This window comes from Mucilaginibacter sp., assembly GCF_039207105.1.
Taxonomy (GTDB): Bacteria; Bacteroidota; Bacteroidia; order Sphingobacteriales; family Sphingobacteriaceae; genus Mucilaginibacter.
The window spans coordinates 1-23931 of sequence record NZ_JBCECK010000047.1; the positions used below are offsets into that span (position 1 = coordinate 1).

The window sequence follows — 23931 nt, forward strand, 5'->3', positions numbered from 1 at the left end:
ATTCATAATTTGGTTATTGATTTATTTTAATTATTGGTTTATTGAGTTAATGGATTATTGAATCAAGATCCCTTCAGATCAATAATTCAATAATCCAATAATTCAGTTATTAAGCTCGCCGCTTACGCTTTTAACTTAAATCCATCAGGATAATCCCTTTGGATATATTGGTTAACCGCGTCAAAGTTGGTAACTTTCATTGCTTTGTTATCCCAAACCAATTTCACATCACCACCTTGCAGGTCATGACCGCGTACGGCAAGGTTCGCCATTAATAAAGCTTCAGTAAGCGGACCAGCTTTATCAAATGATGAGCTTAGTTCGGTTTTACCATATCCGGCAATACAGCCTTCAACCCATTGCGCGTAGTGACCATTGGCACCTCCAGGTACACGAGCCCATTTCTGAGGCGCGTTTGCACTTGCGGTAAGTGATTTAGGCAACAGTGTAGCAGCATCAGAGTAAGTGCTGGCATACATTTTACCTTTTGTACCGATAAACAGTGTACCGTTACCTTCTTCGCCACCGAATTTTTCGCTTGCGCCTAATTCAACAGGTCTTTCTGGTGTAATACCACCGTCCATCCAGTGCATGGTAACATCGCCTTTGGTTTTTTCGGTTTTAGGGAAAGTTAAAGTGATGTGGCTTGACGGAGGGCAGCTTTCAGGGAAACGGCCTTTTTTAAACTCATCAACATATACACTGCCTACGCTGGCCTGTACATCTTTAACGTATTGTAAGCCCAATACACGGAAAGGAGCTTCAACAAGGTGGCAGCCCATATCGCCCAGGGCGCCGGTTCCGTAATCCCACCATCCGCGCCAGTTAAACGGCACTAATTTATCTACATAATCTTTTTTAGGAGCAGTACCTAACCACAGGTTCCAATCCAGTTCTTTCGGAACGTTTGGATCTGGCTGAGGCCAAGCGATACCTTGAGGCCATACCGGGCGGTTAGTCCAGCAGTAAACAGTATGAACGTCACCAATCAGATCGGCGTCATACCACTCAGACATTAAACGGGTACCATCATTTGATGAGCCCTGGTTACCCATTTGAGTAACTACTTTATACCTTTTAGCAGCTTCAGTTAATAAACGGGCTTCCCATATGTCATGCGTCATTGGTTTTTGCACGTAAACGTGCTTGTTCAACTGCATGGCATTGTAAGTGATGATGGCGTGGTTATGATCCGGAGTTGAGATAGATACAGCATCAAAGTGTTTTGATTCTTTCTCAAACATTTCGCGCCAGTCCTTATAGTACTTGGCTTTAGGGAAATTGCCACGTGTTTTAGCCGATCTTCTGTCGTCAACGTCGCATAGGTAAGCAATCTCTGCTTTACCGCTTTTGTAAAAGTTGGCAATATCGCTTTGGCCTTTACCGCCGGCGCCAACGCTTGCAATGATCAAGCGGTCGCTTGGGGCAATGTAGCCTTTACCGCCCAGTACAAATCGCGGAACGATCATAAAGCTGGCCGCTGCAATTGTACCTTTTTTCAGAAACTCCCGCCTCGAGGCGTTGGGAGTACTTTTGTCCTGTTCTTCAGTCATGGGTGATTTTGAATTTGGAATATCCGGATTAATTAGATTTCGTTCTTTTTTAAAGCCTCAACAGCATAGTTTGCCGCGCGGGCAGTCATTGCCATGTAGGTAAGTGAAGGGTTTTGGCATGCTGCCGATGCCATGAATGAGCCATCGGTAACAAATACGTTCTTGGCATCCCAAACCTGGTTCCATTTATTAACTACCGACGATTTTGGATCATGACCCATACGGGCGGTACCCATTTCGTGAATACCACGACCAAGGAACGGATTGTCGCTATGGCTTTTTACATCTTTAGCGCCCATAGCTTCCAGCATTTCTTTGGCATCCTTCTCTATTTCAATACGCATCTTCAACTCGTTCTCTTTCAGTTCGGCATCAAATGCTAAAACAGGGAGGCCCCATTTATCTTTCTTGGTTTTATCAAGGGTGATCTTGTTTTCGTGGTATGGCAATGTTTCGCCGAAACCACCCATGCCTAACTGCCATGAACCTGGTTCGGTCAATGCGTCTTTAAAGCCACCGCCAATGTTCATTTCGGCAATGTCACGGCTCCAGCCTTCACGGCTTGCAGCTCCCTGGTAACCAAAACCACGGATGTAATCACGTTTTTCGCCATTCAGGTTACGGTAACGCGGAATATAGAAACCATTAGCACGGCGACCGAAATAATATTTATCTTCATAGCCTTCTATCCTGCCCGATGCACCTACGTTCAGGTGATGATCCATTACGTTGTGACCCAGCTCGCCGCTGCTACTACCCAAACCATCTGGCCAAATATCAGTAGCTGAGTTCATCAAAATCCAGGTTGAGTTGAATGTTGACGCGTTAAGGAAAACTATTTTCGCGAAGTACTCATAAGTCTGGTTGGTTTCAGCATCCAGTATCTCTACACCTTTCGCTTTTTTGGTATCCTTATCGTACAATATTTTGGTAACGATAGACCACGGACGAACAGTTAAATTACCTGTTGCCATAGCTGCCGGCAATGTAGCCGACTGTGTACTGAAATAAGCCCCGAACGGACAGCCTAACCAGCATTTGTTGCGGTACTGGCAGTTGGTACGGTTGTTATGCGGCACAGTGATATTGGCGGTACGGCCAATGATCATGTGACGGGCCTCTTTATAATATTCTCTTAGACGTTTTGATACGTCTTTTTCAACGCAGTTCATTTCCATCGGCGGCATAAAATCGCCATCGGGAAGTATAGCTAAACCATCTTTATTACCTGATATGCCCGCAAATTTCTCTGCGTAGCTATACCAAGGCGCAATATCTTTATAACGGATAGGCCAATCGGTACCTATGCCATCTTTTAAGTTAGCTTCAAAATCAACATCGGCCCAACGGTATGATTGCCTGCCCCACATCAGTGAGCGACCACCAACGTGATAGCCTCTGAACCAGTCAAATCTTTTTATTTCGGTATAAGGGCTATCCTTATCGCTTGCCCAGTAATCCAAATTTGTCTCATTTAGCGGATAATCACGCTTTAACACCGGGTAATCCTCGATCATTTTTTGCGTACGCCCTCCTCTGTGAGGAAACTCCCAGGGAGCTTTGTTGGCGTTTACATAATCCTTAACATGCTCGATGTTACGACCACGCTCCAGCATAATGGTTTTCAAACCTTTTTCTGTTAGTTCCTTGGCAGCCCACCCGCCTGAAATTCCTGAGCCAATGACTATAGCGTCATAAGTGTTTGCAGACATATTTATTCGGTTAATTGGTTTTGTTTGTTAATTGGTTACTCTGCTAAATGTATGAATAAAAATTATTTTACAAATACTCCATTGTGTTTTTTTTACACGAAGGTATTTTCAGTTTTAAGTAATGAGTATTCAGTTTTGAGTTCTCCTGTCAAGTTATACTTAAAACTTGATACCTGTTATTTAGTTCTGAGTACCGGGGTTTGAGTTTTAAGTATCGTCTTTAGCACACTCAAAACTCATCACTTAAAACTTACTACTTAAAGAATACCCCTGTCAAATTTATACTTAAAACTCAACACTCAAAACTGATTATGCTATATTTCCTTTTTTCATTTCGCTAACCGCGTGGTCAACCGCGCGAGCTGTTAGAGCCATATAGGTTAACGATGGGTTTTGGCATGATGTGGAGGTCATACAGGCACCATCGGTAACAAATACGTTACTTACTGCATGCATCTGGTTCCATTTATTCAGTACCGATGTTTTAGGATCATTACCCATGCGCGCGCCGCCCATTTCGTGAATATCCAAACCCGGAGCGCGATGATCGCTCTCTGCTTTAATGTTGGTAAAACCGGCGCTGGTAAACATTTCTGTTAACTGCTCTATATAATCCTGCTTCATTTTGGCATCGTTATCATCATAATCCATCGAGATCTTTAATAACGGTACACCCCAGTCATCTTTCTGCTTATCGTCCAGTTTTACGTAGCTGGCTTCTTTAGGTATGGTTTCGCCCATCATGTGCGAGCCGACAGACCATACACCCAGATCATTTTTGGCCAGGTTTTCTTTCAGGCTGCTACCCACGCCATCCCAACTGCGGTTGTTGCGCCTGTAAGCGCTAAAACCCGAAGCATAGCCACGTAAAAAGTCAGTTTCCTGTTTGTGCAGGTTCCTGAACCTTGGGATATAGCCGCCACCTGCGGGATTGCGGCCATCTGTAGTCCACTCTAACAGGCCATCATACTCTGCACTCATATGGGCCGAATAATTATGGAAAGCCACATATTTGCCCAGCACACCACTATCGTTACCTAAACCATTAGGGAAGCGGTGCGATGTAGAGTTTAACAGCACCAGATTGGTATTTAATGCGGCCGCGTTTACGAAAATAACTTTGGCATAGTATTCTATAGCTTCTTTGGTGTTGGTATCAATAATGCGCACACCGGTTGCCTTACCCTTGCTTTCATCATAAATGATGGATTGCACTACCGAATGCGGCCTCAAGGTCATGTTACCAGACTTCAAAGCCCAGGGAATGGTTGACGCGTTGGCGCTGAAATAGCCACCAAACGGGCAGCCCCGCTGGCATAATATACGCTCCTGGCATTGTGCCCTGCCCTGATCAAGATGGATCTGGTTGGGTTTTGACAAATGCGCGCATCGCGCGCTGATCACATGCCGGTTATATTTGTTTTTAACGTGTTTGCTAAAATATTGCTCAACACTATTGAGTGGGAAAGCCGGTAAAAACTCACCATCGGGAAGTTCAGCCAGGCCGTCCTTATTGCCTGAAATACCTGCGAATTTCTCAACATAACTGTACCACGGCGCAATATCGGCATAGCGGATAGGCCAATCCACAGCGAAACCATCACGGGCAGGGCCTTCAAAATCAAAGTCGCTCCAGCGTTGTGTTTGCCGGGCCCATAATAGTGATTTGCCACCTACCTGGTAGCCGCGTATCCAGTCAAATGGCTTATCCTGTACGTAAGGGTGTTCTTTATCTTTCACAAAAAAGTGAGCGGCATCTTCATGGAAAGCATAGCAACGGTTTACCACCGGGTTAGCTTCCTGAATAGCCATTGGCATTTCGCCACGGTGCTCAAACTCCCAGGGATACATATTTGTGGTAGGATAATCCTTAATATGTTTTACATCCCGCCCGCGCTCCAGTACCAGGGTTTTATAACCTTTATCGGTAAATTCTTTAGCAGCCCAGCCACCACTCATCCCCGAACCTATTACTATGGCATCAAAAGTACGGTCCTTAACACTATCTATATTTAAATTAGCCATGCTCTGTTAAACTGCTTGTTTTTTAACCGGATAAAATGCATTGTACCTGCCCGGCACCAATTCATAAACCACTTGTTTGGTCATAAAATATTTTGAGGTGGTATAACCGTTAACCGTTTGGCCTTTAACCAGGTTATAAAAGGTTTTAAGCTCGGGCGGGTAGGTTGTGCTTTTAGGGTCTTTCCTGTCTTTATCTATGGCTAAAAGTATTTGCTCGCGTTGTTTTTGATCACACTCGGCAAATGAGCGGTTGTTTTGTTTTTTAACCAGATCTGTAAACTGGCCCATGCCGGTCATGAAATCCTGCTGATCTTTTTTGGTGCAGCAATCATCAACCATCTTTAATACAAACAGGTGCAGCTGCAGATCCTTAGCGCCGGGCGTATCAGTTTTAGGGATAATGGTTTCGGCCATGTCACCTATCAGCTTTTCCTGATCGGCATCAATGATAATGTTTTTGAGAGCCACAGAAGCTTTGCCCTTCTCCTGCATACAGGATGGCAATAAGGCAGCCCCTCCAATAATTAAAGCCAGATTTTTTATAGCGGTACGCCTGTGCATATCAAGTAAATGGTTTTATCAGCCCTTATTCAAATAGCGTGGTACAAATTAATTGTACCACGTATTGCTATTACAATACACCCGACTGGATTTATAAATGATTTTCAAACTTAACAATTTAAACAAATTAAAATTGACCAAGCCCGAAAATTATTACCAGTGAATGTACCTGAATAATATTAATAACCCCATTTTTTCATGATTTGTAAATCAATTTTTACACACTCAACCGGGTCTTTTCCCTGGTATGCTTCCTGCTCAATGATAAATAATGTAGTGCCGCCTTTTTTGCTGGCCGCTTTTAAAACCTCCTTAACCGGCAATAAGCCTGCACCCAGTATGGTGCTTTCGGTATCATCACCGTCGGCTCTCTTAGCTACCTTAATCTCATCCTTTACGTGTAGCGATTCAAAACGGCCCGGGTATTTGTTAATAAAATCAAGTGCCACGCCGCCTGTGCTGAACATGTTACCCATATCCATTTGCTGAGCCACCAGGGCAGGGTCGGTATTCTGGATAATAAAATCGTACAGGGTAATGTCGCCAACCTTGGTGCTGATCTCAAAGTTGTGGTTGTGGTAACCAAATTTCATGGCCGATTTTTTACAAAGCTCGCCACATTTGTTAAACTGCTCCATAAAGCGTTTTAAGGCATCGGTATCCTTACGCAGGCTTTCATCCAGCCAGGGGCTTATCACATAGCGCTGGCCTACGGTGGCGGCATCTTCAATGGTATATTTCCATTTATCGGTGAAATCATTTTTAGAAGTATCCCAGTCCTGGGCAGTCATTACGGTATGGCCACTGGGCATTTTCAGGTCAAGATCGGCCAGTACTTTTTTAAATTCCTTGGCGGTATAGCCATAAAATTTACGATCAACGTAATTGGCGTGCTCCACGTGGCGATAACCTGCATCGGCCAGTTTTTTAAGCGTTCCCATCGGATCTGTTTTCATGGTATCGCGCACGCTGTAAAGCTGCACGCCAACACGCTGAAGGCGTTTTTGGTCGGCTGCTAATAAGTTATCGGGCAATAAAGCTGCACCGGCTAAGGCCAGGGCGCCTGTTTTCAGAAATGATCTGCGGGAGGTTTGCATGATGTATAATTTTAAGGTTAATTAGTTATTAAAGGAATTAAAAATCAAGATACAAGAAAATTGCTAACAAAAGCAAATAACCGACTTCTCTTTTAAAATACACAACAGTAAAAAATCTGGGGCTAAAGCCATCATCATTGTTATAAATGTTCCGTTGGCTAAAGCCAAACGGCAATGAACAAAAACACCTTTATTCAAATACTGCAACAGTTCATTGCCGTTCCACTTTAGTGGACGGTATTTTATTAAAAAACATGAGGGCTTTAGCCGAAAAATCTACAAATTTTAAAGCAATTTCCATAGTATTCTGTCTATTCACTTATTTGCTCATCGGGAATACCGGGAACAATAAATTAGAATTGCTCACAAACGCGATGTGCTTACTATCCGGCGACCATGACGGCGTATTGATTGTACCCTGCCCGCCATATAAATAAGCCACCACTTTTGACGGGCCGCCGCCCACCGGCATTACCCTGATAAATACGTGCTTGTAAAAAGGATGGTCGCCAGGTTCAACTTCGTTTTTCAGGAAGGTGATATAGCAGATCCATTTACCATCGGGCGATACGTGCGGGAACCAGTTGTTATGATCGTCATTAGTGATCTGGGTTTGCTCGCTGCCGTCGGCTTTCATACGCCAAACCTGCATCAGGCCGCTGCGTACCGAGTTAAAGTAGATGTATTTACCATCGGGCGTATATTCCGGGCCGTCATCAAGGCCTGGTGTATTGGTTAGCCGCTCTTCCGGGCCGCCGCCTGATGGGATACGGTAAACATCAAATTCCTTACCCCGCTGACCGCAAAATACAATATACTTGCCATCGGGCGACCAGCCATGCATATAGCTGGCTCCCACCCCAACAGCCGATACCCTTTTGGCCTCGCCGCCGGTAACAGGTACAGTATAACCGATGGATGGGCCGCCATCGCCGCTGCTGATGGCCAGCATTTTACCATTAAATGATAGCACGTGGTCGTTATTATTATTTTTTGCCTGGCCTGTGTTTAATACGGTTGGCTCGCCGGTTTTCAGGTTGAATTTGTATAGTGAACCTTCGCTGTTATAGATCAACGATGAACCATCGTGCATCCAGTTTGGTGCCTGCAATGATTTAGGCGACTGGTAAATTACCGTGCTGTTTTGCGTTGCCATATCCAGCAGCTCAATACTGCTGCCCAGGTATTGCTTATAAGCTACCAACGAGGCCGGTGCGGGTACTACGATGCGCGTATTACTAAAAGTAGCTTTCTCGGATACATTGGCATTGTGCGAGCAAATGAATATTCCTACATAAACATCATCGCCCAGATCTACATCGCTTACCTCTTCATTGGTAAACATATCGCCTTTGCGCGCTACAGACATGGTATAGGTATTACCTTTTCTTTCCAGCTGAATAACATCGGCACCAGTTACGGTCGATTTTTTTTCTTCGGTGATGCCGCCAACAGTTTTGCGGTATTGTAACGAGGTTAAGCCATCCCCATGCACAACCGCGTTAATATGTTTGGAATTAGAATCAAGCGAGGTGCGGATCATCAAGCCTACTTTACGATGCGCCTCTACCCCTTTGCCTATAAAGGAGGCGTTAGTACGCAAAATAAAATCGCCTTTCATGCGCTTCCACACAAAATGAAACGCATCGGCATTGGCCCATATGTTGTTGCCCGAGCCTTCCAAATGGTACTGCTGCAATTTAGCATCATAATGGGCACTCCCTTTATGTTTTACAACACCTACATCGGTTTGGTTATCAAATATGCCCACACCACTGGTTTGAGCGTTTAATGGCTGACAAAAAAGCACAAAGCATGGCAAACAAAAAATCAGGTAGAATAATTTGGTACGCATAGGTTAGGTGTTTATGTTACACTATATAATTGGTTTTACTAAGTTATAAATTCCGTTGGAAAATAAAATAGTACTATTTTATCTATCATATATGTTACATGTAGCTAATTTTTGTCTGAATCAGAATTAAAGAATTAGCAGAATTATCATCGCAAACCTTTAGCTAAGGTAAGCTGAAAGCTCCATTTGTCTGAACCATGATTAAACAGATTTATCAGATTCAGGGATTTTCTTTTATTACTTATTTAAGAAAAATCGTGATAATCCTCTTAAATCCTATAAATCGTGGTTCAGACAAAAGGGGAATGACAGCTAAGTATCATTCCCCTTTTTAATAGATATATTAATATTATTCGGCCACCAATTGCGGCTTAGGATATTCGGCAATAGGTTCCGCAACCTTTACGGTGCAATACTCTAACAGGAATTGTTTTTTGGAATCGCGATATGAGCTTACGGCACCTATCATACTTAAAAATTTAATATAACACCATGCCAGATCAAACTGGTAAGGTTTAAAACCTGAACGGGCACTTTTAGGGTACAGGTGATGGTTATTATGCCATTCGCCGGCAACATAACCGGGCCATAGCTGATTGATAGACATATCTTCACGGTTATGATCAATTCCCTCACGGCGTTTATCCTGTCCCTTGCCATGACCTTCATAGTTGAAAGTACGCACCCCTACAGCCCAAACACCGGCCGAACCAAAAACAGCGCAGGCTAGCGGCAAACCACCCATCAGGTAAAATGCGGCAAACCAAAAAACCCAGTTCAACAGGATACCGGCAATGGTGCGGTACGGGTTGGCAATGGTTCCCCATTTTTGATATTGGGCGTAAGTGTTGGGAATGATGCCGGTATGACGCATTAAATTGATACAGCGCTTATAATCAGCCTCACTTAAGTTGCGGGCAACGGGCTGGTGATTTACATCGGCCAGGAAGCAATACATAAAACCGCCCTGCGCATTGTAGGGATCGCCGGGCTGATCAGATAAAGCATGATGCACATGGTGCGAGATGGCGTAAATCTCTTCCGGGATAATTTTAAGCGTGAGGTTCTGGGTAAAAAAACGCCAAAACTTATTACTGAAAGTATAGGCTCCATGCGTGCAATACCTGTGGTGCCAGATAGTGCCATGCGTACCCATGATAATCATGCTGTAAACAAATGCTACTATCAAACCTGTTAAGCTGAAGTACTTAAATAAAAATAAAGCTAAAAAGGGAGCTAATGATAATACCAGGAACCAGCTCAGAAACGATAGCCAGTTTTTTTTGTTTTGAAATACGTTGAGTCTTGAAAAAAATTCTTTTACAATTTTACCATTAGAAGGTTTTGCCAGGTTACCATCTTCATCCGTCCAGCCGTATGAAGGCGGTTCCAGCACCGAGTTTAAAAAAGCCATTAAGTTTTGGGAGATTAGTTTAATTAGAGGGTTTTGTTTTGGTTCACAATGTAGATGAAAAATATCACCTTATTGTCATTTTTTAAATATAAATAAGTTAACTCCTAATCCCTACTAAAACTTAAACCCTTTTCGGAATAGTCCTTTGAGTTGTAAGTGGGATATATTTAATTGAGCTATGAGTTTTGAGATGATAGGCGATGAGATGATAAGGCTTTTCAACTATGAACAGTTATGCGCAACTGTTTATGTTCTTGTTCAGGACTCTTGCTTATATAACTCCAATACTGAACTTATATTTCAAGGGAGGAATAATATTGTCAGAAAATTGTCAGGTTGACCGTTGATTGGATTTGATTACGCTGATTTCGTTGATTTTTATCTGAACAAGGATTTTGGGGAATAGATGCTTTGTTCCTCAGGGTGACAATTGGAGACTTTAACTTTTGTCATTACGAGCGAAGCAATCGCAAACTGTACAGTGAGACTTGCAATGTTCGCGATTGCCTCGCTTCGCTCGCAATGACAATTCCCATTTAACATAATGGCACTCACCACTCACCACTCACCAACCTACTCCCCCGCTACCAGGCAACGTTCGCCCAGAAGCAGTTCAATGCAGTGTTCGTAGTTGTCGGGCATTTGTATGCGCTCTACTTCCTGCATGTAGCTTTGTTTAATTTCCTTACGGCGGCGGGCTTCAATAAAGCGCCTCACCTGTTCACGATTCTCGAGGATAAGGCCGGGAACTTTTACGGGCTTGTTCTCCTCGTTTTTAGCAACCATTGTAAAATAGCTGGTATTGGTATGCAGCACCGAGTTGTTTTTGATATTTTCTGATATTACCCTGATGCCTACCACCAATGATGTTTTACCCACATAATTAACCGAAGCCATGAGCGATACTAACTCGCCTACCTCAACCGGGTGCAGAAAATCAACCGTATCAATAGAGGCCGTTACGCAATAATTACCGGCGTGCTTGGCAGCGCATACGTAGGCTACCTTATCCATTAATGATAATAAGATGCCCCCGTGTATCTTACCGCCAAAATTGGAGTACGAAGGGATCATTAATTCGGTAATGGTAGTTTGCGAAAAACCTACGGTTTTGTAATCGGACTCATCAGTTAAGGCTGTTGTCATGCTGTGCTCAATGTATTTGCTACAAGTTTAAGCAACTGAAAGCATTTTTTGCAACAATTGTATTACACACACTTAATCCATTAAACTTAATTAAACCTTTGCGGTCAATAGCCTAAAACAACCTGAACTATGACCAAAAGTCTACTCCCTGCATTTTTTATATGTTTCTTTTTCATCGGCCATGCTATGGCTCAACAAGGTCGTCAGGTTGTAGGTTCAGTTTCAGATACTACCGGCACTGTGCCGGGTATTAGCGTAAAGCTTACTTCTGATAAGGATAGCATAGCTGTGGCAACAAGCACTACGGGTGTGTTCAGCTTTCCGGCCGTGCAATCAAAAAACTTTAAAATAACAGTAAGCGGTATTGGTTACCAAACATTGGTTCGCCGTTATGTAATGGATAATGGTACAGGGCCTGTAAAGCTTGATCCGATCAAGGTAAAGGTGCAAACCAACTTTTTGAAAACCGTTAAAATTGTGGCCGAGGCCAACCCTATCACCATTAAAGAAGATACGGTTGAATATAAGGCAAGCTCCTATAAAGTGCGTGAAGGATCGCCGGTGGAGGATCTGCTTAAAAAACTGCCCGGCGTAAGCGTTGATAATAACGGTAATGTTACTGCCCACGGTAAGCAGGTAACCAAGGTACGCGTTAATGGTAAGGATTATTTTACGGGCGATGTGCAAACCGCTACTCAAAACCTACCTGCCGATATTGTGGAGAACATTCAGGTAATTGACGACTATGGCGACCAGGCCAACCTGACCGGTATTAAAACCGGCGACCCGGACAAAATACTGAACATCACCATTCAGAAAGGTAAAAGCCGGGGCAACTTTGGCCAGGGCAGTGTAGGTGTGGGTAATGATGACAGGTACCAGGCACGCCTGTCGGCCAATACGTTTTTAGATGCCCGGCAGATAGCCCTTATCGGTACGCTCAACAACACCAATACCAACTCTTTTAATTTGGGAGGAAGCGGAGGTGGCGGAGGCAGGGCCGGTCGTGGAGGTGGCGGCGGATCGGGTGGTTCGCAGATCAGTACGGCAAATGGTATTACCACCAACCGCTCCATAGGTACCAATTACCGCGACGACTGGAGCAAAAAGATGACCGTGTACGGCAGCTACAGCTTTGCCGATAAGGATAAGGACCAAAGCACCATCACCGAGCAGCAAAACCAATTTCAGTCGGGCACATTGATCAACAATGATAATAGCGACGATAAAAATCACGGCATCAATCACCGCTTTGATTTTAATATGGAGTACAAGATAGATACCTCCAACTACCTTAAAATAAATCCCAGTTTCTCGTACGGTATATCAAATGATGTAAGTACCGATATTTTCAGCAATAGCCGTAAAGGCACCGTGGTTACGGGTAATGAGCTTGCCCTTACCGACGCTACCTCGCAAAGCGGCAACCTGAATGTGCTGTATAACCATAAGTTTCATAAAAAGGGGCGCAACTTTAGTGCAAGCGCTGTGTTTGGCTTATCTAAAAGTGACCAGGGCTTAAATGATCAGTATACCACCCAGAAAGACACCATTACCACGCAGCTTTTTCAGCAAATAAACTCCAATAACAATTCGCAAAAAGTAAGCGTGCATTTATCATACATGGAGCCCATTGGCAAATCAACCTACCTGGAAGGCAACTATAATTACAGCTACACCAATACCGATAATAACCGAAACAATTACCGTGTTGATCCTGCTACCGACAAACAAACCTATGTAGATTCGTTAAGCACGATTTATAAAAGTCAGTTTATCACCAACCGTTTTGGGCTAAATCTGAGGGGCATAGGCGCTAAATACAACTACACCATAGGTATGGCCGTACAACCATCTACCCTTAACGGCGAGGCACATGCTCAGCGTTTTAACACCAACACTTTTAATTATATCCCTACAGCAAGGTTTATCTATAATTTTTCGCGCAATCATTCCTTTACCATTAATTACAGCGGCTCCAACAGCCAGCCATCATTTACACAGCTACAGTTACAGCCTGATTATTCCAACCCGCAAAACATAGTTTATGGCAATCCCGATCTGAAGCCATCGTTCACCAATAACATTAACCTGCGGTATAATCAGTTTGACATCGCCACAGGCAACTCCTTATTTACCAACCTGTCGTTCTCCGAAACGCAGAACGCTATAGTTGCTAATGTAAGCCCGATCAATATGCCGGGTTTACCCGCTGACAGTGCCAGTACCAATCAGCAAACCCACTACCTGAACACCAATGGTCTTTATAGTGTAAGTGGTAACTATGCTTTTTCAAAACCTTTTGCCAATCGTAAGTTCACGGTAACGGCAAGCGGCAGCGCGGGTTACAGCAACAACGTATCGTACATTGAGGACCAGCGCAATACCGGCAAAAACTGGGTACTAAGCCAGGGATTAAAATTACGTACAGATATTGATAGTATCATGGATACCGAAATAAGCGGTAATTACAGCATCAACTCTACCCGATATAGCCTTAAATCATCACCTAATACCGATGCCAGCACCTGGACACTGGGTTTAGATGGGCGCAACTACTTTTTTTACAGCTGGGTATTGGGTTATAACTTAACCCAAACCATTAACCACGGTTTTAGCAGTACAGTAAAGGCAAACCCTACCCTGTTGAGCACTTACCTGGAATACCAGTTTTTAGCCAAGCATATCGCCTCGCTACGATTTCAGGCCTTTGACCTTTTTGACGAGAATAAAGGCGTAACCCGTACCGTATCGGGCAACCAGATCATTGATACCCGTACCAACAGGCTGGGCAGGTATTTTATGCTCAGCTTTAGCCTGCGCCTGCAAAAATTTAAAGGCAGCCGCCCGGGTGGTGGCGGAGGCGGCGGAAGACGAGGCGGCGGAGGTGGTCGGCGCGGCGGCAGAGGGTAATAAGCTCATAGATTCACCGGTCTGCGCTTCGCTTGACCACCTTTTCGCAAAGCGTAATAGCTTATGAAAAGGCAGTTTTATCAAATCAGGCTGTTTATCGACTCACCCCGACATCGCTACGCTTGTCGACCCTCTCTTCAGCTTCGCTGGAAAGAGGGCGGGGAAAAAATATTTTCTTTGCTCCTTTTTCTTTTATCCTTAATCTATTTTCCTATCCTCTTTCCGCCGAAGGCGAAGAGAGGGTCGACAAGCGTAGCGATGTCGGGGTGAGTCGACACATTAGCTTTATTTGTTACGCGGCAAAGGCTAAGTCGCTAAAAAGCTTGATTTGATATTCAGTAAAACCTGTTTTATATTTACCCAAATTGATCTGTATTGAAAAGCCTCATTTTATTCTTAATAGCTACTTTTTATCTGAATATTACCTTCGGACAGCAAACCACGGTAGTTAAACATAAACTTACCAGCAATGTAACCGAAAAAATATCGGTACTCAAGAGCGATAAAAGCATTCGCCAGGGTTTGTACCAGGCCGTATCCGAGCAAGACCGGGCCGTAGCAAGCGGTAACTTTGAGCAAGATAAAAAGGCAGGCGTATGGCATTTTTATGATCAGCAGGGTCGCCTGATCCAAAATTACGACTATACCAAAAAGCAATTATTGTACGAAGCCGTAGAAGATACCACCTCCAATTTACGGTATTACGTTGATAAAGTTTTAACCGATACCGACCGCACCACCAAGCCGGTTAAGCCAGGCGGCAGGTACTTTGGATACATACCCTATTTGCAATTATTTAAGCTGCCCCCCTACCTTACAGATATTAACCGTATGGTATCAGTAGCCGTAGTTGAACTGCTGGTGAGCCCTTACGGTCGCCTGGCCGATTATAAGGTTCATATATACAGTGGCCCCACCTATGAAAAGGTATTTAACATGAACTTGAATGCTCTTAACGAGGAAGACAAAACTTTTATACCCGCCACCGTTAACAACCAGCCTATTGGTTGCCGCATTATGATCAAATGCGTAATTGATAACGATGGCGGGATAGATTTTTTTTAGCAGGCAAATTTCATCAAAAACTATCTGAACAAGTAACTGAGTCCAACTTGTACGCTGCTTATTTTTATAGCTTCTACTGGTTTTACAGGGAAAATATAAGTTATACCGGCATCAAGTTTTTTACCCAATACTACCCCTGCTTTAACCGGGACAGATATCCAGGTGGCGGATGTTTCCAGGGCATTTTCCGTAACCTGTTCTAAATAGTTATTACGGAAGCTATTACCTTTATAGCTTGAAAAATTCAAAGCACCGCCGCCATTAATATAAAATTTAAAATCATCGCCATTATACAGGTGATATTGTATCTGCGGAGAAAACACAATATTATTCTGGTCAAACGCGTAGGTTGATTTTGACAACGGACGACCATCTGTATAAGAATCAATATCGGTTTTGTAGCTGTTCCTGGTAAAAGAAGCCTCTAACTTAAACATGAGCTTCCCAACAGCCGGATTTGGATAAATATTAAGTCCGAATGATATTTTGGGGAATATAGAAGTATGCGATTTTGGATTATAAAACGGAAAAAAGGTACCCACGGGCTTGAATGAAGCCGAATTTAAAGCTACTCCAACAAAAAAGCCGAGACTGGATTTACCCGAAGTACTTTTACCGGCCTTGGTATGATTAATTTCTCTGATGATGGAACCAAGATCATCTGAATTATATTTGGCCCGCTCAATGCGGTCAAGTAAATTAGTATTATCTGCTGCGTATTTGTTTACCAGTTCCAATAGTTGTGCCCTATAGCCTTCTTCAGTCTTGACCAGGTTATTTTGTGTTGACGAAAAATACACCCTATAAGATAATTCAACTGGCTGCCCATCTTGTTTGTTATTAACAAAATATCTTGTTTTGAGATTATCTACAAAAGAGAACAAGTTTACATTGGGGCCATCCTGTTCAAGTCTTAAAAATACCGACGCGTTTTTTGAACCCGTATTGCGGTCAATCTCTAATTTTGATATCTCTGTTCTGTCGGTACTGATAGGGCCTGTATAAGCCATAAATGTTACCGTGTTATCAACCCCGGCATATTTAATATCATTGGGTGTAAATAATTGAGATGGCGCACCGGCAAGCCTTTTAAAAGTAATGTTCTGCGGGTACAAACCATCTTTCAAATCAATTAAACCACGAATGGTATCACCTTTTAAACCAACTATGTAACCCGGTTTAAAATTACTTTGAGCGAATGACAAAAATGGGAACAGCAGCAATGCCGCTAAAAAGAGTTTGATAAGGAGCTTCATGAATGTGATAAAATTTAGAGTATTGGTTAGCCCAATATAAACAAGATATTTCAATTACAAATACGCTTAACACAATATTAAAAAACAAAGCCCGCTATGTACATAGCGGGCTTTCATATAATAGCTTAATACTAAAATTAGTGATCGTGGTGACCATCAGGGCCATGCGCGTGGCCGTGTGATAACTCTTCGGGAGTTGCAGGGCGTACATTTAAAATGCTGCCTTTAAAGTGTAGTTCCTGACCGGCCATCGGGTGGTTAAGGTCAACAATTACCGCGTCTTCAGCAACAGATACTACCTGTGCCTGGAAACGGTTGCCATTGTTATCCTGTAAAGGTAAAATGCTGCCAATTTCAGGAATTTCCTGACCCTGGAACATATCTTTAGGCAGGTTAGCTACAGCCTCTTCATCATACTCACCATAGGCATCCTGTGCCGAAAGACGGAACTCGTAAGTATCGCCGGTAGATAGCGAGCTCAGGTTTTCTTCAAATTTGGGCAGCATTTGGCCGGCTCCAAATAAAAAGGTTAGCGGTTGTTCTTGAGTGGCACTTTCTGTTAAAGTTTCGGTACCGTTTTGGTCAACGTACAAATCGTAAGTTAATGACACTACGTGCTGTGGTTCAATTTTCATTGTAAAGTGATTTTAAAATAAGCAATCAGGCTGCTGCCACTTGTTTCAGGGCATCGGCCGCATTATTGGCAGGTAGTCCGCAGGTTTTATCTTTACAAACAAAAATTTGTGTTGATTTACCAAACTTATCCTGCAACAAAGGTAAACTTCCTTTTTTACCACCCAATATTATTTTATTGGGTATGTAATTATTTTCCATTTCCTTTCGCACGGTTTCGGCTTCATCGCCGGTAATGGCAATTTCATAGGTGCCAAATACTTCTTCCAGCAACAACATAGTCCAGTTGGAGTACGCTGTAGCATATTTAGCCAGTTGCGGCATTATATTACGTAACAACTGCGCCGAAACCCCTGCATAGCTTTCATTATCAAAAAGCAAGCCTAACTTTTTAAGGTTACGCGCCATCACCGAATTACTGGAAGGTATTACCCCATCCATAATTTCGTTTTTGCGGGCTATCAGCTGTTCGTCATCATCGGCTGTATAGTAAAATATACCGTTCTCTTCATTGTAATAATGTTCTATAGCCGTATCAGTAAGGCTTTTAGCTTTGTGCAACCATTCCTCGTCAAAGGTAACCTCGTACAGGGCTATCAGCGCATCTATGATGTTGGCATAATCGTCCAGAAAAGCAACCGGCACATCCGCTGCTGACTTATCGCCATTATAAACCCTTGACAACCTGCCATTTTGACCTAACATATTCATCACAATGAACGAGGCATTTTCAAGCGCCAGTTCCAGGTAGCCCGGCTTATTAAATGCCCGGTAAGCGTCGCACAGGCCTTTCAGCATTAAACCATTCCAAGAAGCCAGGATCTTATTATCCAGCCCTGGCCTTACCCGCTTGCTTCGTGCTTCAAATACTTTTTCGCGTGAAGTATTAACCCGGCTTAAGAGATCATCAACACCAAGACCCAGTTTTTGAGCCAGCTGCTCATCACTTTCCCGGCGGAACAATACATTGGAATGCTCCTCTTCCCAGTTACCATCTTCGGTGATGTGATAATATATACAGAAGAGTTCAGCATCCTCAGTACCCAATATCTCTTCAATCTCTCTTTTAGTAAATATGTAAAATTTGCCTTCCACCCCTTCACTATCCGCATCAAGCGCCGAGTAAAAACCCAGTTGCGGTGATGCCAGTTCTACGGTGCAGAAATCAATAACTTCATCAACAATTCGCTCATATAATGCGTCGGGCTGCCAGGTATAGGCCTCGGCGTACAGACTGATGAGCTGGGCATTATCATACAGCATTTTTTCAAAGTGGGGCACATGCCAGCGGCCATCAACCGAATAGCGGGCAAAACCGCCGCCTATGTGGTCATATATACCGCCAAAGGCCATTTTATGCAGGGTAAGTTTTACCTGAGCGGCCACGACATCATCCTGCATCAAATGAGCGTAACGCATGAGTAGTTGCCAGTTGCCCGGCTGCGGAAACTTGGGCGCGCTGCCGGTACCGCCTTCGTTTTTATCAAAATAGCGGCTCCAGTTATCGGCAATAAGTTCCAGATCGGCTTTGGTATATTCAGGCTGCTCGGCTATAAACTCCACCGATTCATATTGGCGGATACCTTCGGTAAGGCGCACAGCGTATTCCTCCGCCTCTTCGGGCTTTTGTTTATAAAAATCGGCCAGGTTAAACAGCAGCGATGTCCAATCATTTTTGCGAAAGTAGGTACCACCGTAAATAGGCCGCTGATCGGGTAGGCAGATGCAATTTAGCGGCCAGCCACCGCGACCGCTCATGAGGGTTACGGCGCTCATGTATATCTGGTCAACATCGGGCCGTTCTTCCCTATCAACCTTAATACAAATAAAATATTCGTTCATTACGGCCGCTACAGCCTCATCCTCAAAACTTTCATGCTCCATTACATGGCACCAGTGGCAGGCCGAGTAGCCAATGCTCACCAGGATCAATTTATTTTCGGCCTTGGCCTTGTCCAGGGCTTCTTTGCCCCAGGGGTACCAGTTAACCGGGTTATTAGCATGTTGTAATAAATAAGGCGATGATGAATTGGCCAGACGATTCATAGTATGTAATATTTGACTGCAAAGGTGCAGATATAATTACACCTATAATGTATATAGGTTTTAAGTTTAAAAAGTTTTTACCGGACTTATCTCCTGAAAAGCTATAAATAAACTTATTGATAGTGTCTCCAAAGTAATATCTCTTTAGAAAAATCAATTCAACTTTTTTAAAAAATCTGCCAGATTAATATCGGATAAAGAATGTTTACTTTTTGTTTCTGCCCTTAACTGTTCCAGTAAGCTAATAAACCTTTCTGAATTTTCTGAACGAAAAAAGCCTCCTCTGATGTTATTTATCCATTTATAGTTATACGGAAACTCAATTAACCCAACAACGGTAAACACTTGAGGGATTATCTTAAAAAAATCATCTCTCGTGTCCTTTTCATAGCTAATATTAATAACATTACCACAATACCCCCTCTCTCCCCATTCCTCGCCCAGTTCCTTTAATCCATATAGCTTACCTTCTTTAAACTTATTTATGTCAGGCATCTCGTTCAATTCAAAACCCAGAAAACAAATATTGATTTGACCTTTATTTTTAAAATGTTCCGATTCCTGCATAAAAACACCAATATATTTATTATCCGTGTTTTTATAAGCTAAGCACATACCTCGTAAATAAATAGATTGAATTTGTTTGGGCGCTTTCCTTATGACGCGGGCTTTAGGTCTTTCAACAGCTATTTTAGTTACAAAATCGTTCAGTACCTTTTCTCTTGCTTTTAAAAACTTCTCGTCTGAGTCTAATTCCTTACAGAATTCTAAATCTTCGCCGCTTTCAACAATATGTTTGATCTCCGAATAAATCTCAGTCCTCAACACCTTACATTCCCAACAAGCCAAAGCAAGACCTAACCAAACATTAGTTTTATCTAAAGCAATATTCTCCCGCTGTTCTGTTAATACAATTTCAGCAATAGCATGTGGATTCGTTCCGAAATTATATAACTCAATAAACCGTTCGTAAACTTCGCAAGAAGTATCATTTCCTAATATTGCTGCACTCCATGTTCCCATAACGAACTATATATAATTGTTTTATTATGCACTAAGATATTTCAGATAATTAATTCTAAAGAATGATTTGTGTTTTTATTCCGGCAACAAACACTGGCATCACAAAATCAAAAACACATTCATTATCTACCGCAAGTAACATTCCCATTACCAACCCCTATAAATTCGCTTATACGCAATCGGTTAAGCAAACAAATTATCAAACTCACAAATTATTTGGTTTATTTGCGCCCTTATTACTAAAAACTCAATGCGTTACGTAAAACTGATCAACATTTTGAGCGCTTTTGCCTTGTTTCCTATAGCAAACCCGGCATCGGCGCAAACAGCAGATACCATCAAGTATAATCACCAGGATATTTTTGGCCCCATTACCTGGCCGGTTACCGGCGGAGGCACACGCTCTGCCAGCGGACAACCATCTCCTACTTACTGGCAAAACCGTGCCGATTACCAGATCAAAGCCTCACTGAACGAGGGCCGCGATACTACCATCACCGGCGAGGTTACCATTAACTATACCAATAACAGTCCTGATAAACTGGATTACCTGTGGTTACAGCTTGATCAGAATTTGTTTAAACCTGACTCGCGCGGAGCAGCTACTACCCCGGTATCGGGCGACCGCTTTGATGTGCGTGGTTTTAGTCGCGGCGGTTACCATATTGGTACCGTAACCGTTACTTATAAAGGTGCTACTTATACCGTAACCCCGGTTATTACCGACGCCCGCATGCAACTGCGTTTAAACACGCCGCTTGATGGCAAAGGCGAAAAGATACAGGTAAAAATCAACTATGACTTTGCCATTCCGTTTTACGGTGCCGACCGCATGGGCCGTAAGAAATTTAAACAAGGCTACGTTTACGAAATTGCCGAGTGGTACCCGCGCATGTGCGTTTATGACGATGTAGAGGGCTGGAACACCCTGCCTTACATGGGCCTCGGCGAGTTTTACTGCGAGTACGGTGATTTTGATTACTACATCACCGCCCCTGCCAACATGATCGTGGTAGGTTCAGGCGATCTGGAAAACCCGCAGGAGGTACTTACCCCTGAGCAATTAAACAGACTTAACAAAGCCAAAGCCAGCGATAAAACCCAGATGATCATTACTGCCGATGAGGTTGGCAAAGCCGCCACCCGCCCGTTCAAGGGTACCTTAACCTGGCACTATAAAATGGAAAACAGCCGTGATATTGCCTGGGGTGCGTCAAACGCGTTTATCTGGGATGCCGCGCAGGTAAACTTTCCATCAGGTCGTAAAGGCGTGGCCATGTCGGCCTATCCGGTTGAAAGCGCTGGCAATGATGCCTGGGGCCGCTCAACCGAATACCTGAAAAACAGCATGGAAATTTACTCTAAAGCTTATTTTGAATATCCGTGGAACTCCGCCGTTAACGTATCGGGCGTAGCGCTGGGCATGGAGTATCCGGGTGCTATATTTTGTTTGAGCAACCTGAAAAAAGGACAGCTTTGGGGCGATGTTACCCACGAGATCGGTCACAACTGGTTCCCGATGATCGTAGGATCAAACGAGCGCAAATACATGTGGCAGGATGAAGGTTTTAACACCTTTATTAATGAGTACGCCAGTGAGCAATTTAACCACGGCGAATACAATGACAGAACCAAACACGCCCAAACCATATTAGCAGGTTTCAGAAGAAGCAAAGACCCATTGATGACTGCCCCAGAGGCTATCGGCCTTAATGATTATGGTCAATATTATGAAAAAACAGCTTTAGGCCTGAATATGCTGCGCAATGTAGTGTTGGGACCCGATAGGTTTGATTACGCCTTTCATGAGTATGTAAAACACTGGGCCTTTAAACACCCACTGCCTTACGACTTTTTCAGAGCGATGAATGACGCTGCCGGCGAAGACCTGAACTGGTTCTGGAAACCCTGGTTTTTTACCACCTGGAAACTTGACCAGGCTATTACCAACGTAAAATACGTTGATGATAACGCTGCCAAAGGCGCCATGATCACCATCAGCAATAACGAAAAGATGGCCATGCCTGTCGACTTGAAAATCACCCAGGCCAACGGCACTACCGAAACCCTGCACCTGCCGGTAAACGTATGGCAGCGCGGCGGTGTTTGGACTTTTAAATACCCAAGTACTTCAGCCATTAAAAGCATCGTGATCGATCCGGATCATGAACTGCCTGATGTTGATTTGAAGAACAACACCTATAACGGCAATTAATCGTTGCTCAAATTATTGATATGATGATAGCGATGGAGGTTCTCCTCATCGCTATTTTTTTTATCTGTTTACACACAACTGTCTACTTCTACTCTTTCAAAAGTAACAACCTATCTAACAGCATCGTTCTGAAATAATTACATGGCGTATCATTTACTCACCCGGTCTACGCTTCGCTGGACCGCCCTCTCTTCGCCTGCGGCGGAAAGAGGGCAAGGAAAAAAGGATAAAGAGGAAAGAAAAAATTTCTTACCCTCTTTCCAGCGAAGCTGAAGAGAGGGTCGACAAGCGTAGCGATGTCGGGGAGAGTCGATAAACAGCCTGATTTGATGAAACTGTCAATTCATGGGCTATTACCCTTTCCGGCGTAGCCGAAGAGAGGGATGGCGAGCGTAGCAATGCCAGGGTGAGTCGATAAACAGCCTGATTCGATAAAACTGTCTTTGTGATTCTACCTCAACTATGCAGTACCCGTGGTTTCACCAACTATAGTATATGATACATTCCCTTTGGATGGCTGGGAAAGGAACAACGTGGAGTTATCACTACCATAATAATTTGATGTATCAATAATGAAGTCAGGAATCCCATCATTATCGATATCTCCAACAAACTTTATCGCTGTGTGCAAAGGACCTTCAAAGCTTGGAATATCAACTAACAACTGAATATAGTGATGGTGGTTAAGTGTTGTTTCAATAAAAAGTTTATAGGCAGTAACCTCGTAGTTTTTACTTGCAGAATCAATAACTTTTGTTTGACCGGTAGCATAAATGCGGTATGCGCTATCATTATACTTAAAATCCTTTTTTTCACCCGGAAGAATTATTGCTGGAAACGATTGCAGTTGCTTTACCGGCCTGTTTTTTAAAGGCATACCTGATATTAACAGGATGCTGGTATCCGGGCTATTAACTTTTACAAGCATCCCTGTTTTTTCACCGGATTGATCTACCATACTATCAAAACTACGGGTAATTTTACCTTAACGTCTGCTATATAGCTTTGGTGGTCTTTTATAAATAATCCTTTCCATGACCTGTGAGACAAGAGTGGATCTACCTCACTATCATGGTACAAGCCATCTCTTAGTACCTCAACCTGGTGCTCCTTCAATGCTAATGTCTTATTTATACGGATGGTATCGACTTTAACCGAATCAATCTTTTTTGCTGGCTTAAGGGCCTGATCATGTGAATTTGATGGACTGCTGCTACATGAAACCAAAAGAGATGCAATAATAAGGATTGATAGTAAACGCATATTATTGTAATAATAGCTCAATTGATTCAAATCACAATAATTAGTCTGCAATCAGTTTTGGCTGATTCCTTTTATTTTAACCTGATAGAAATTATAGACAGTTAATGCTGGTAATACTTAGTGCTGGTAACACTTACGAAGTTTTTAAAACTTC

The 23931-nt window shown here is 43.1% G+C and carries 17 protein-coding genes; 3 read left to right on the plus strand and 14 right to left on the minus strand.

The genetic code is table 11. The annotated features are described in order from the left end of the window. Positions 1–122: 122 nt before the first annotated feature. From AAGC65_RS11705 to AAGC65_RS11740, 8 genes are all read right to left on the minus strand, one after another. The gene (locus AAGC65_RS11705; RefSeq protein WP_343112634.1) at positions 123–1553 is read right to left on the minus strand and encodes a Gfo/Idh/MocA family oxidoreductase; all 1431 of its coding nucleotides are present in this window, start codon (positions 1551–1553) and stop codon (positions 123–125) included. A gap of 32 nt (positions 1554–1585) precedes the next feature. Next, a complete protein-coding gene (locus AAGC65_RS11710) occupies positions 1586–3265 on the minus strand; it encodes a GMC family oxidoreductase (protein ID WP_343112635.1) in 1680 nt (559 codons plus the stop codon). Positions 3266–3574: 309 nt separating this feature from the next. Continuing rightward, complete coding sequence (locus tag AAGC65_RS11715) at positions 3575–5290, minus strand: GMC family oxidoreductase (protein ID WP_343112636.1); 1716 nt, start codon at positions 5288–5290, stop codon at positions 3575–3577. A 6-nt stretch (positions 5291–5296) separates the two neighbouring features. Further along, on the minus strand, positions 5297–5851 hold the full coding sequence (locus AAGC65_RS11720) for a gluconate 2-dehydrogenase subunit 3 family protein (protein ID WP_343112637.1): 555 nt from the start codon (positions 5849–5851) through the stop codon (positions 5297–5299). Positions 5852–6030: 179 nt separating this feature from the next. Beyond that, a complete protein-coding gene (locus tag AAGC65_RS11725; protein ID WP_343112638.1) occupies positions 6031–6948 on the minus strand; it encodes a TIM barrel protein in 918 nt (305 codons plus the stop codon). Between the two features lie 319 nt (positions 6949–7267). Further along, a complete protein-coding gene (locus AAGC65_RS11730; RefSeq protein ID WP_343112639.1) occupies positions 7268–8803 on the minus strand; it encodes a hypothetical protein in 1536 nt (511 codons plus the stop codon). Positions 8804–9152: 349 nt separating this feature from the next. Next, entirely contained in the window at positions 9153–10217 is a 1065-nt protein-coding gene (locus AAGC65_RS11735) for a fatty acid desaturase (RefSeq protein ID WP_343112640.1), read from the minus strand. A gap of 573 nt (positions 10218–10790) precedes the next feature. Next, positions 10791–11363 (minus strand): acyl-CoA thioesterase, encoded by a 573-nt coding sequence (locus AAGC65_RS11740; protein ID WP_343112641.1) that lies wholly within the window; start codon positions 11361–11363, stop codon positions 10791–10793. Between the two features lie 129 nt (positions 11364–11492). Here AAGC65_RS11740 and AAGC65_RS11745 point away from each other — a divergent pair, with 129 nt between their 5' ends. Both AAGC65_RS11745 and AAGC65_RS11750 read left to right on the plus strand, forming a co-directional pair. Further along, complete coding sequence (locus AAGC65_RS11745; protein ID WP_343112642.1) at positions 11493–14276, plus strand: TonB-dependent receptor; 2784 nt, start codon at positions 11493–11495, stop codon at positions 14274–14276. A 375-nt stretch (positions 14277–14651) separates the two neighbouring features. After that, a complete protein-coding gene (locus AAGC65_RS11750; protein ID WP_343112643.1) occupies positions 14652–15341 on the plus strand; it encodes a hypothetical protein in 690 nt (229 codons plus the stop codon). A 20-nt stretch (positions 15342–15361) separates the two neighbouring features. Here AAGC65_RS11750 and AAGC65_RS11755 read toward each other — a convergent pair whose 3' ends face one another. From AAGC65_RS11755 to AAGC65_RS11770, 4 genes are all read right to left on the minus strand, one after another. Further along, positions 15362–16597: a hypothetical protein gene (locus tag AAGC65_RS11755; RefSeq protein ID WP_343112644.1), complete on the minus strand. Its 1236-nt coding sequence runs from the start codon at positions 16595–16597 to the stop codon at positions 15362–15364. A 137-nt stretch (positions 16598–16734) separates the two neighbouring features. Further along, positions 16735–17232 carry a peptidylprolyl isomerase gene (locus AAGC65_RS11760; RefSeq protein ID WP_343112645.1) on the minus strand — a complete coding sequence of 166 codons (498 nt, stop codon included), beginning with the start codon at positions 17230–17232 and terminating at the stop codon, positions 16735–16737. Positions 17233–17257: 25 nt separating this feature from the next. Beyond that, positions 17258–19276, minus strand: a complete 2019-nt coding sequence (locus tag AAGC65_RS11765; protein ID WP_343112646.1) for a thioredoxin domain-containing protein — start codon at positions 19274–19276, stop codon at positions 17258–17260. Positions 19277–19429: 153 nt separating this feature from the next. After that, on the minus strand, positions 19430–20299 hold the full coding sequence (locus AAGC65_RS11770; protein WP_343112647.1) for a hypothetical protein: 870 nt from the start codon (positions 20297–20299) through the stop codon (positions 19430–19432). Positions 20300–20549: 250 nt separating this feature from the next. Between AAGC65_RS11770 and AAGC65_RS11775 the strand changes: the two genes are divergently transcribed. Next, positions 20550–22514 (plus strand): M1 family metallopeptidase, encoded by a 1965-nt coding sequence (locus AAGC65_RS11775; protein WP_343112648.1) that lies wholly within the window; start codon positions 20550–20552, stop codon positions 22512–22514. Between the two features lie 460 nt (positions 22515–22974). Here AAGC65_RS11775 and AAGC65_RS11780 read toward each other — a convergent pair whose 3' ends face one another. Together AAGC65_RS11780 and AAGC65_RS11785 are read right to left on the minus strand one after the other, a co-directional pair. After that, on the minus strand, positions 22975–23472 hold the full coding sequence (locus AAGC65_RS11780) for a hypothetical protein (RefSeq protein ID WP_343112649.1): 498 nt from the start codon (positions 23470–23472) through the stop codon (positions 22975–22977). Further along, positions 23466–23777, minus strand: coding sequence for a hypothetical protein (locus AAGC65_RS11785; RefSeq protein WP_343112650.1), 312 nt, complete (start codon positions 23775–23777; stop codon positions 23466–23468). Before AAGC65_RS11785 ends, AAGC65_RS11780 begins: the two co-directional genes overlap by 7 nt. Positions 23778–23931 lie beyond the last annotated feature (154 nt).

What these genes read in the sequence shown, in the direction of transcription:
- AAGC65_RS11705 (WP_343112634.1), bottom strand. Translation starts at nt 1,553, where the DNA reads ATGACTGAAGAACAGGACAAAAGTACTCCCAACGCCTCGAGGCGGGAG.
- AAGC65_RS11710 (WP_343112635.1), bottom strand. Translation starts at nt 3,265, where the DNA reads ATGTCTGCAAACACTTATGACGCTATAGTCATTGGCTCAGGAATTTCA.
- AAGC65_RS11715 (WP_343112636.1), bottom strand. Translation starts at nt 5,290, where the DNA reads ATGGCTAATTTAAATATAGATAGTGTTAAGGACCGTACTTTTGATGCC.
- AAGC65_RS11720 (WP_343112637.1), bottom strand. Translation starts at nt 5,851, where the DNA reads ATGCACAGGCGTACCGCTATAAAAAATCTGGCTTTAATTATTGGAGGG.
- AAGC65_RS11725 (WP_343112638.1), bottom strand. Translation starts at nt 6,948, where the DNA reads ATGCAAACCTCCCGCAGATCATTTCTGAAAACAGGCGCCCTGGCCTTA.
- AAGC65_RS11730 (WP_343112639.1), bottom strand. Translation starts at nt 8,803, where the DNA reads ATGCGTACCAAATTATTCTACCTGATTTTTTGTTTGCCATGCTTTGTG.
- AAGC65_RS11735 (WP_343112640.1), bottom strand. Translation starts at nt 10,217, where the DNA reads ATGGCTTTTTTAAACTCGGTGCTGGAACCGCCTTCATACGGCTGGACG.
- AAGC65_RS11740 (WP_343112641.1), bottom strand. Translation starts at nt 11,363, where the DNA reads ATGACAACAGCCTTAACTGATGAGTCCGATTACAAAACCGTAGGTTTT.
- AAGC65_RS11745 (WP_343112642.1), top strand. Translation starts at nt 11,493, where the DNA reads ATGACCAAAAGTCTACTCCCTGCATTTTTTATATGTTTCTTTTTCATC.
- AAGC65_RS11755 (WP_343112644.1), bottom strand. Translation starts at nt 16,597, where the DNA reads ATGAAGCTCCTTATCAAACTCTTTTTAGCGGCATTGCTGCTGTTCCCA.
- AAGC65_RS11760 (WP_343112645.1), bottom strand. Translation starts at nt 17,232, where the DNA reads ATGAAAATTGAACCACAGCACGTAGTGTCATTAACTTACGATTTGTAC.
- AAGC65_RS11765 (WP_343112646.1), bottom strand. Translation starts at nt 19,276, where the DNA reads ATGAATCGTCTGGCCAATTCATCATCGCCTTATTTATTACAACATGCT.
- AAGC65_RS11770 (WP_343112647.1), bottom strand. Translation starts at nt 20,299, where the DNA reads ATGGGAACATGGAGTGCAGCAATATTAGGAAATGATACTTCTTGCGAA.
- AAGC65_RS11775 (WP_343112648.1), top strand. Translation starts at nt 20,550, where the DNA reads ATGCGTTACGTAAAACTGATCAACATTTTGAGCGCTTTTGCCTTGTTT.
- AAGC65_RS11780 (WP_343112649.1), bottom strand. Translation starts at nt 23,472, where the DNA reads ATGGTAGATCAATCCGGTGAAAAAACAGGGATGCTTGTAAAAGTTAAT.
- AAGC65_RS11785 (WP_343112650.1), bottom strand. Translation starts at nt 23,777, where the DNA reads ATGCGTTTACTATCAATCCTTATTATTGCATCTCTTTTGGTTTCATGT.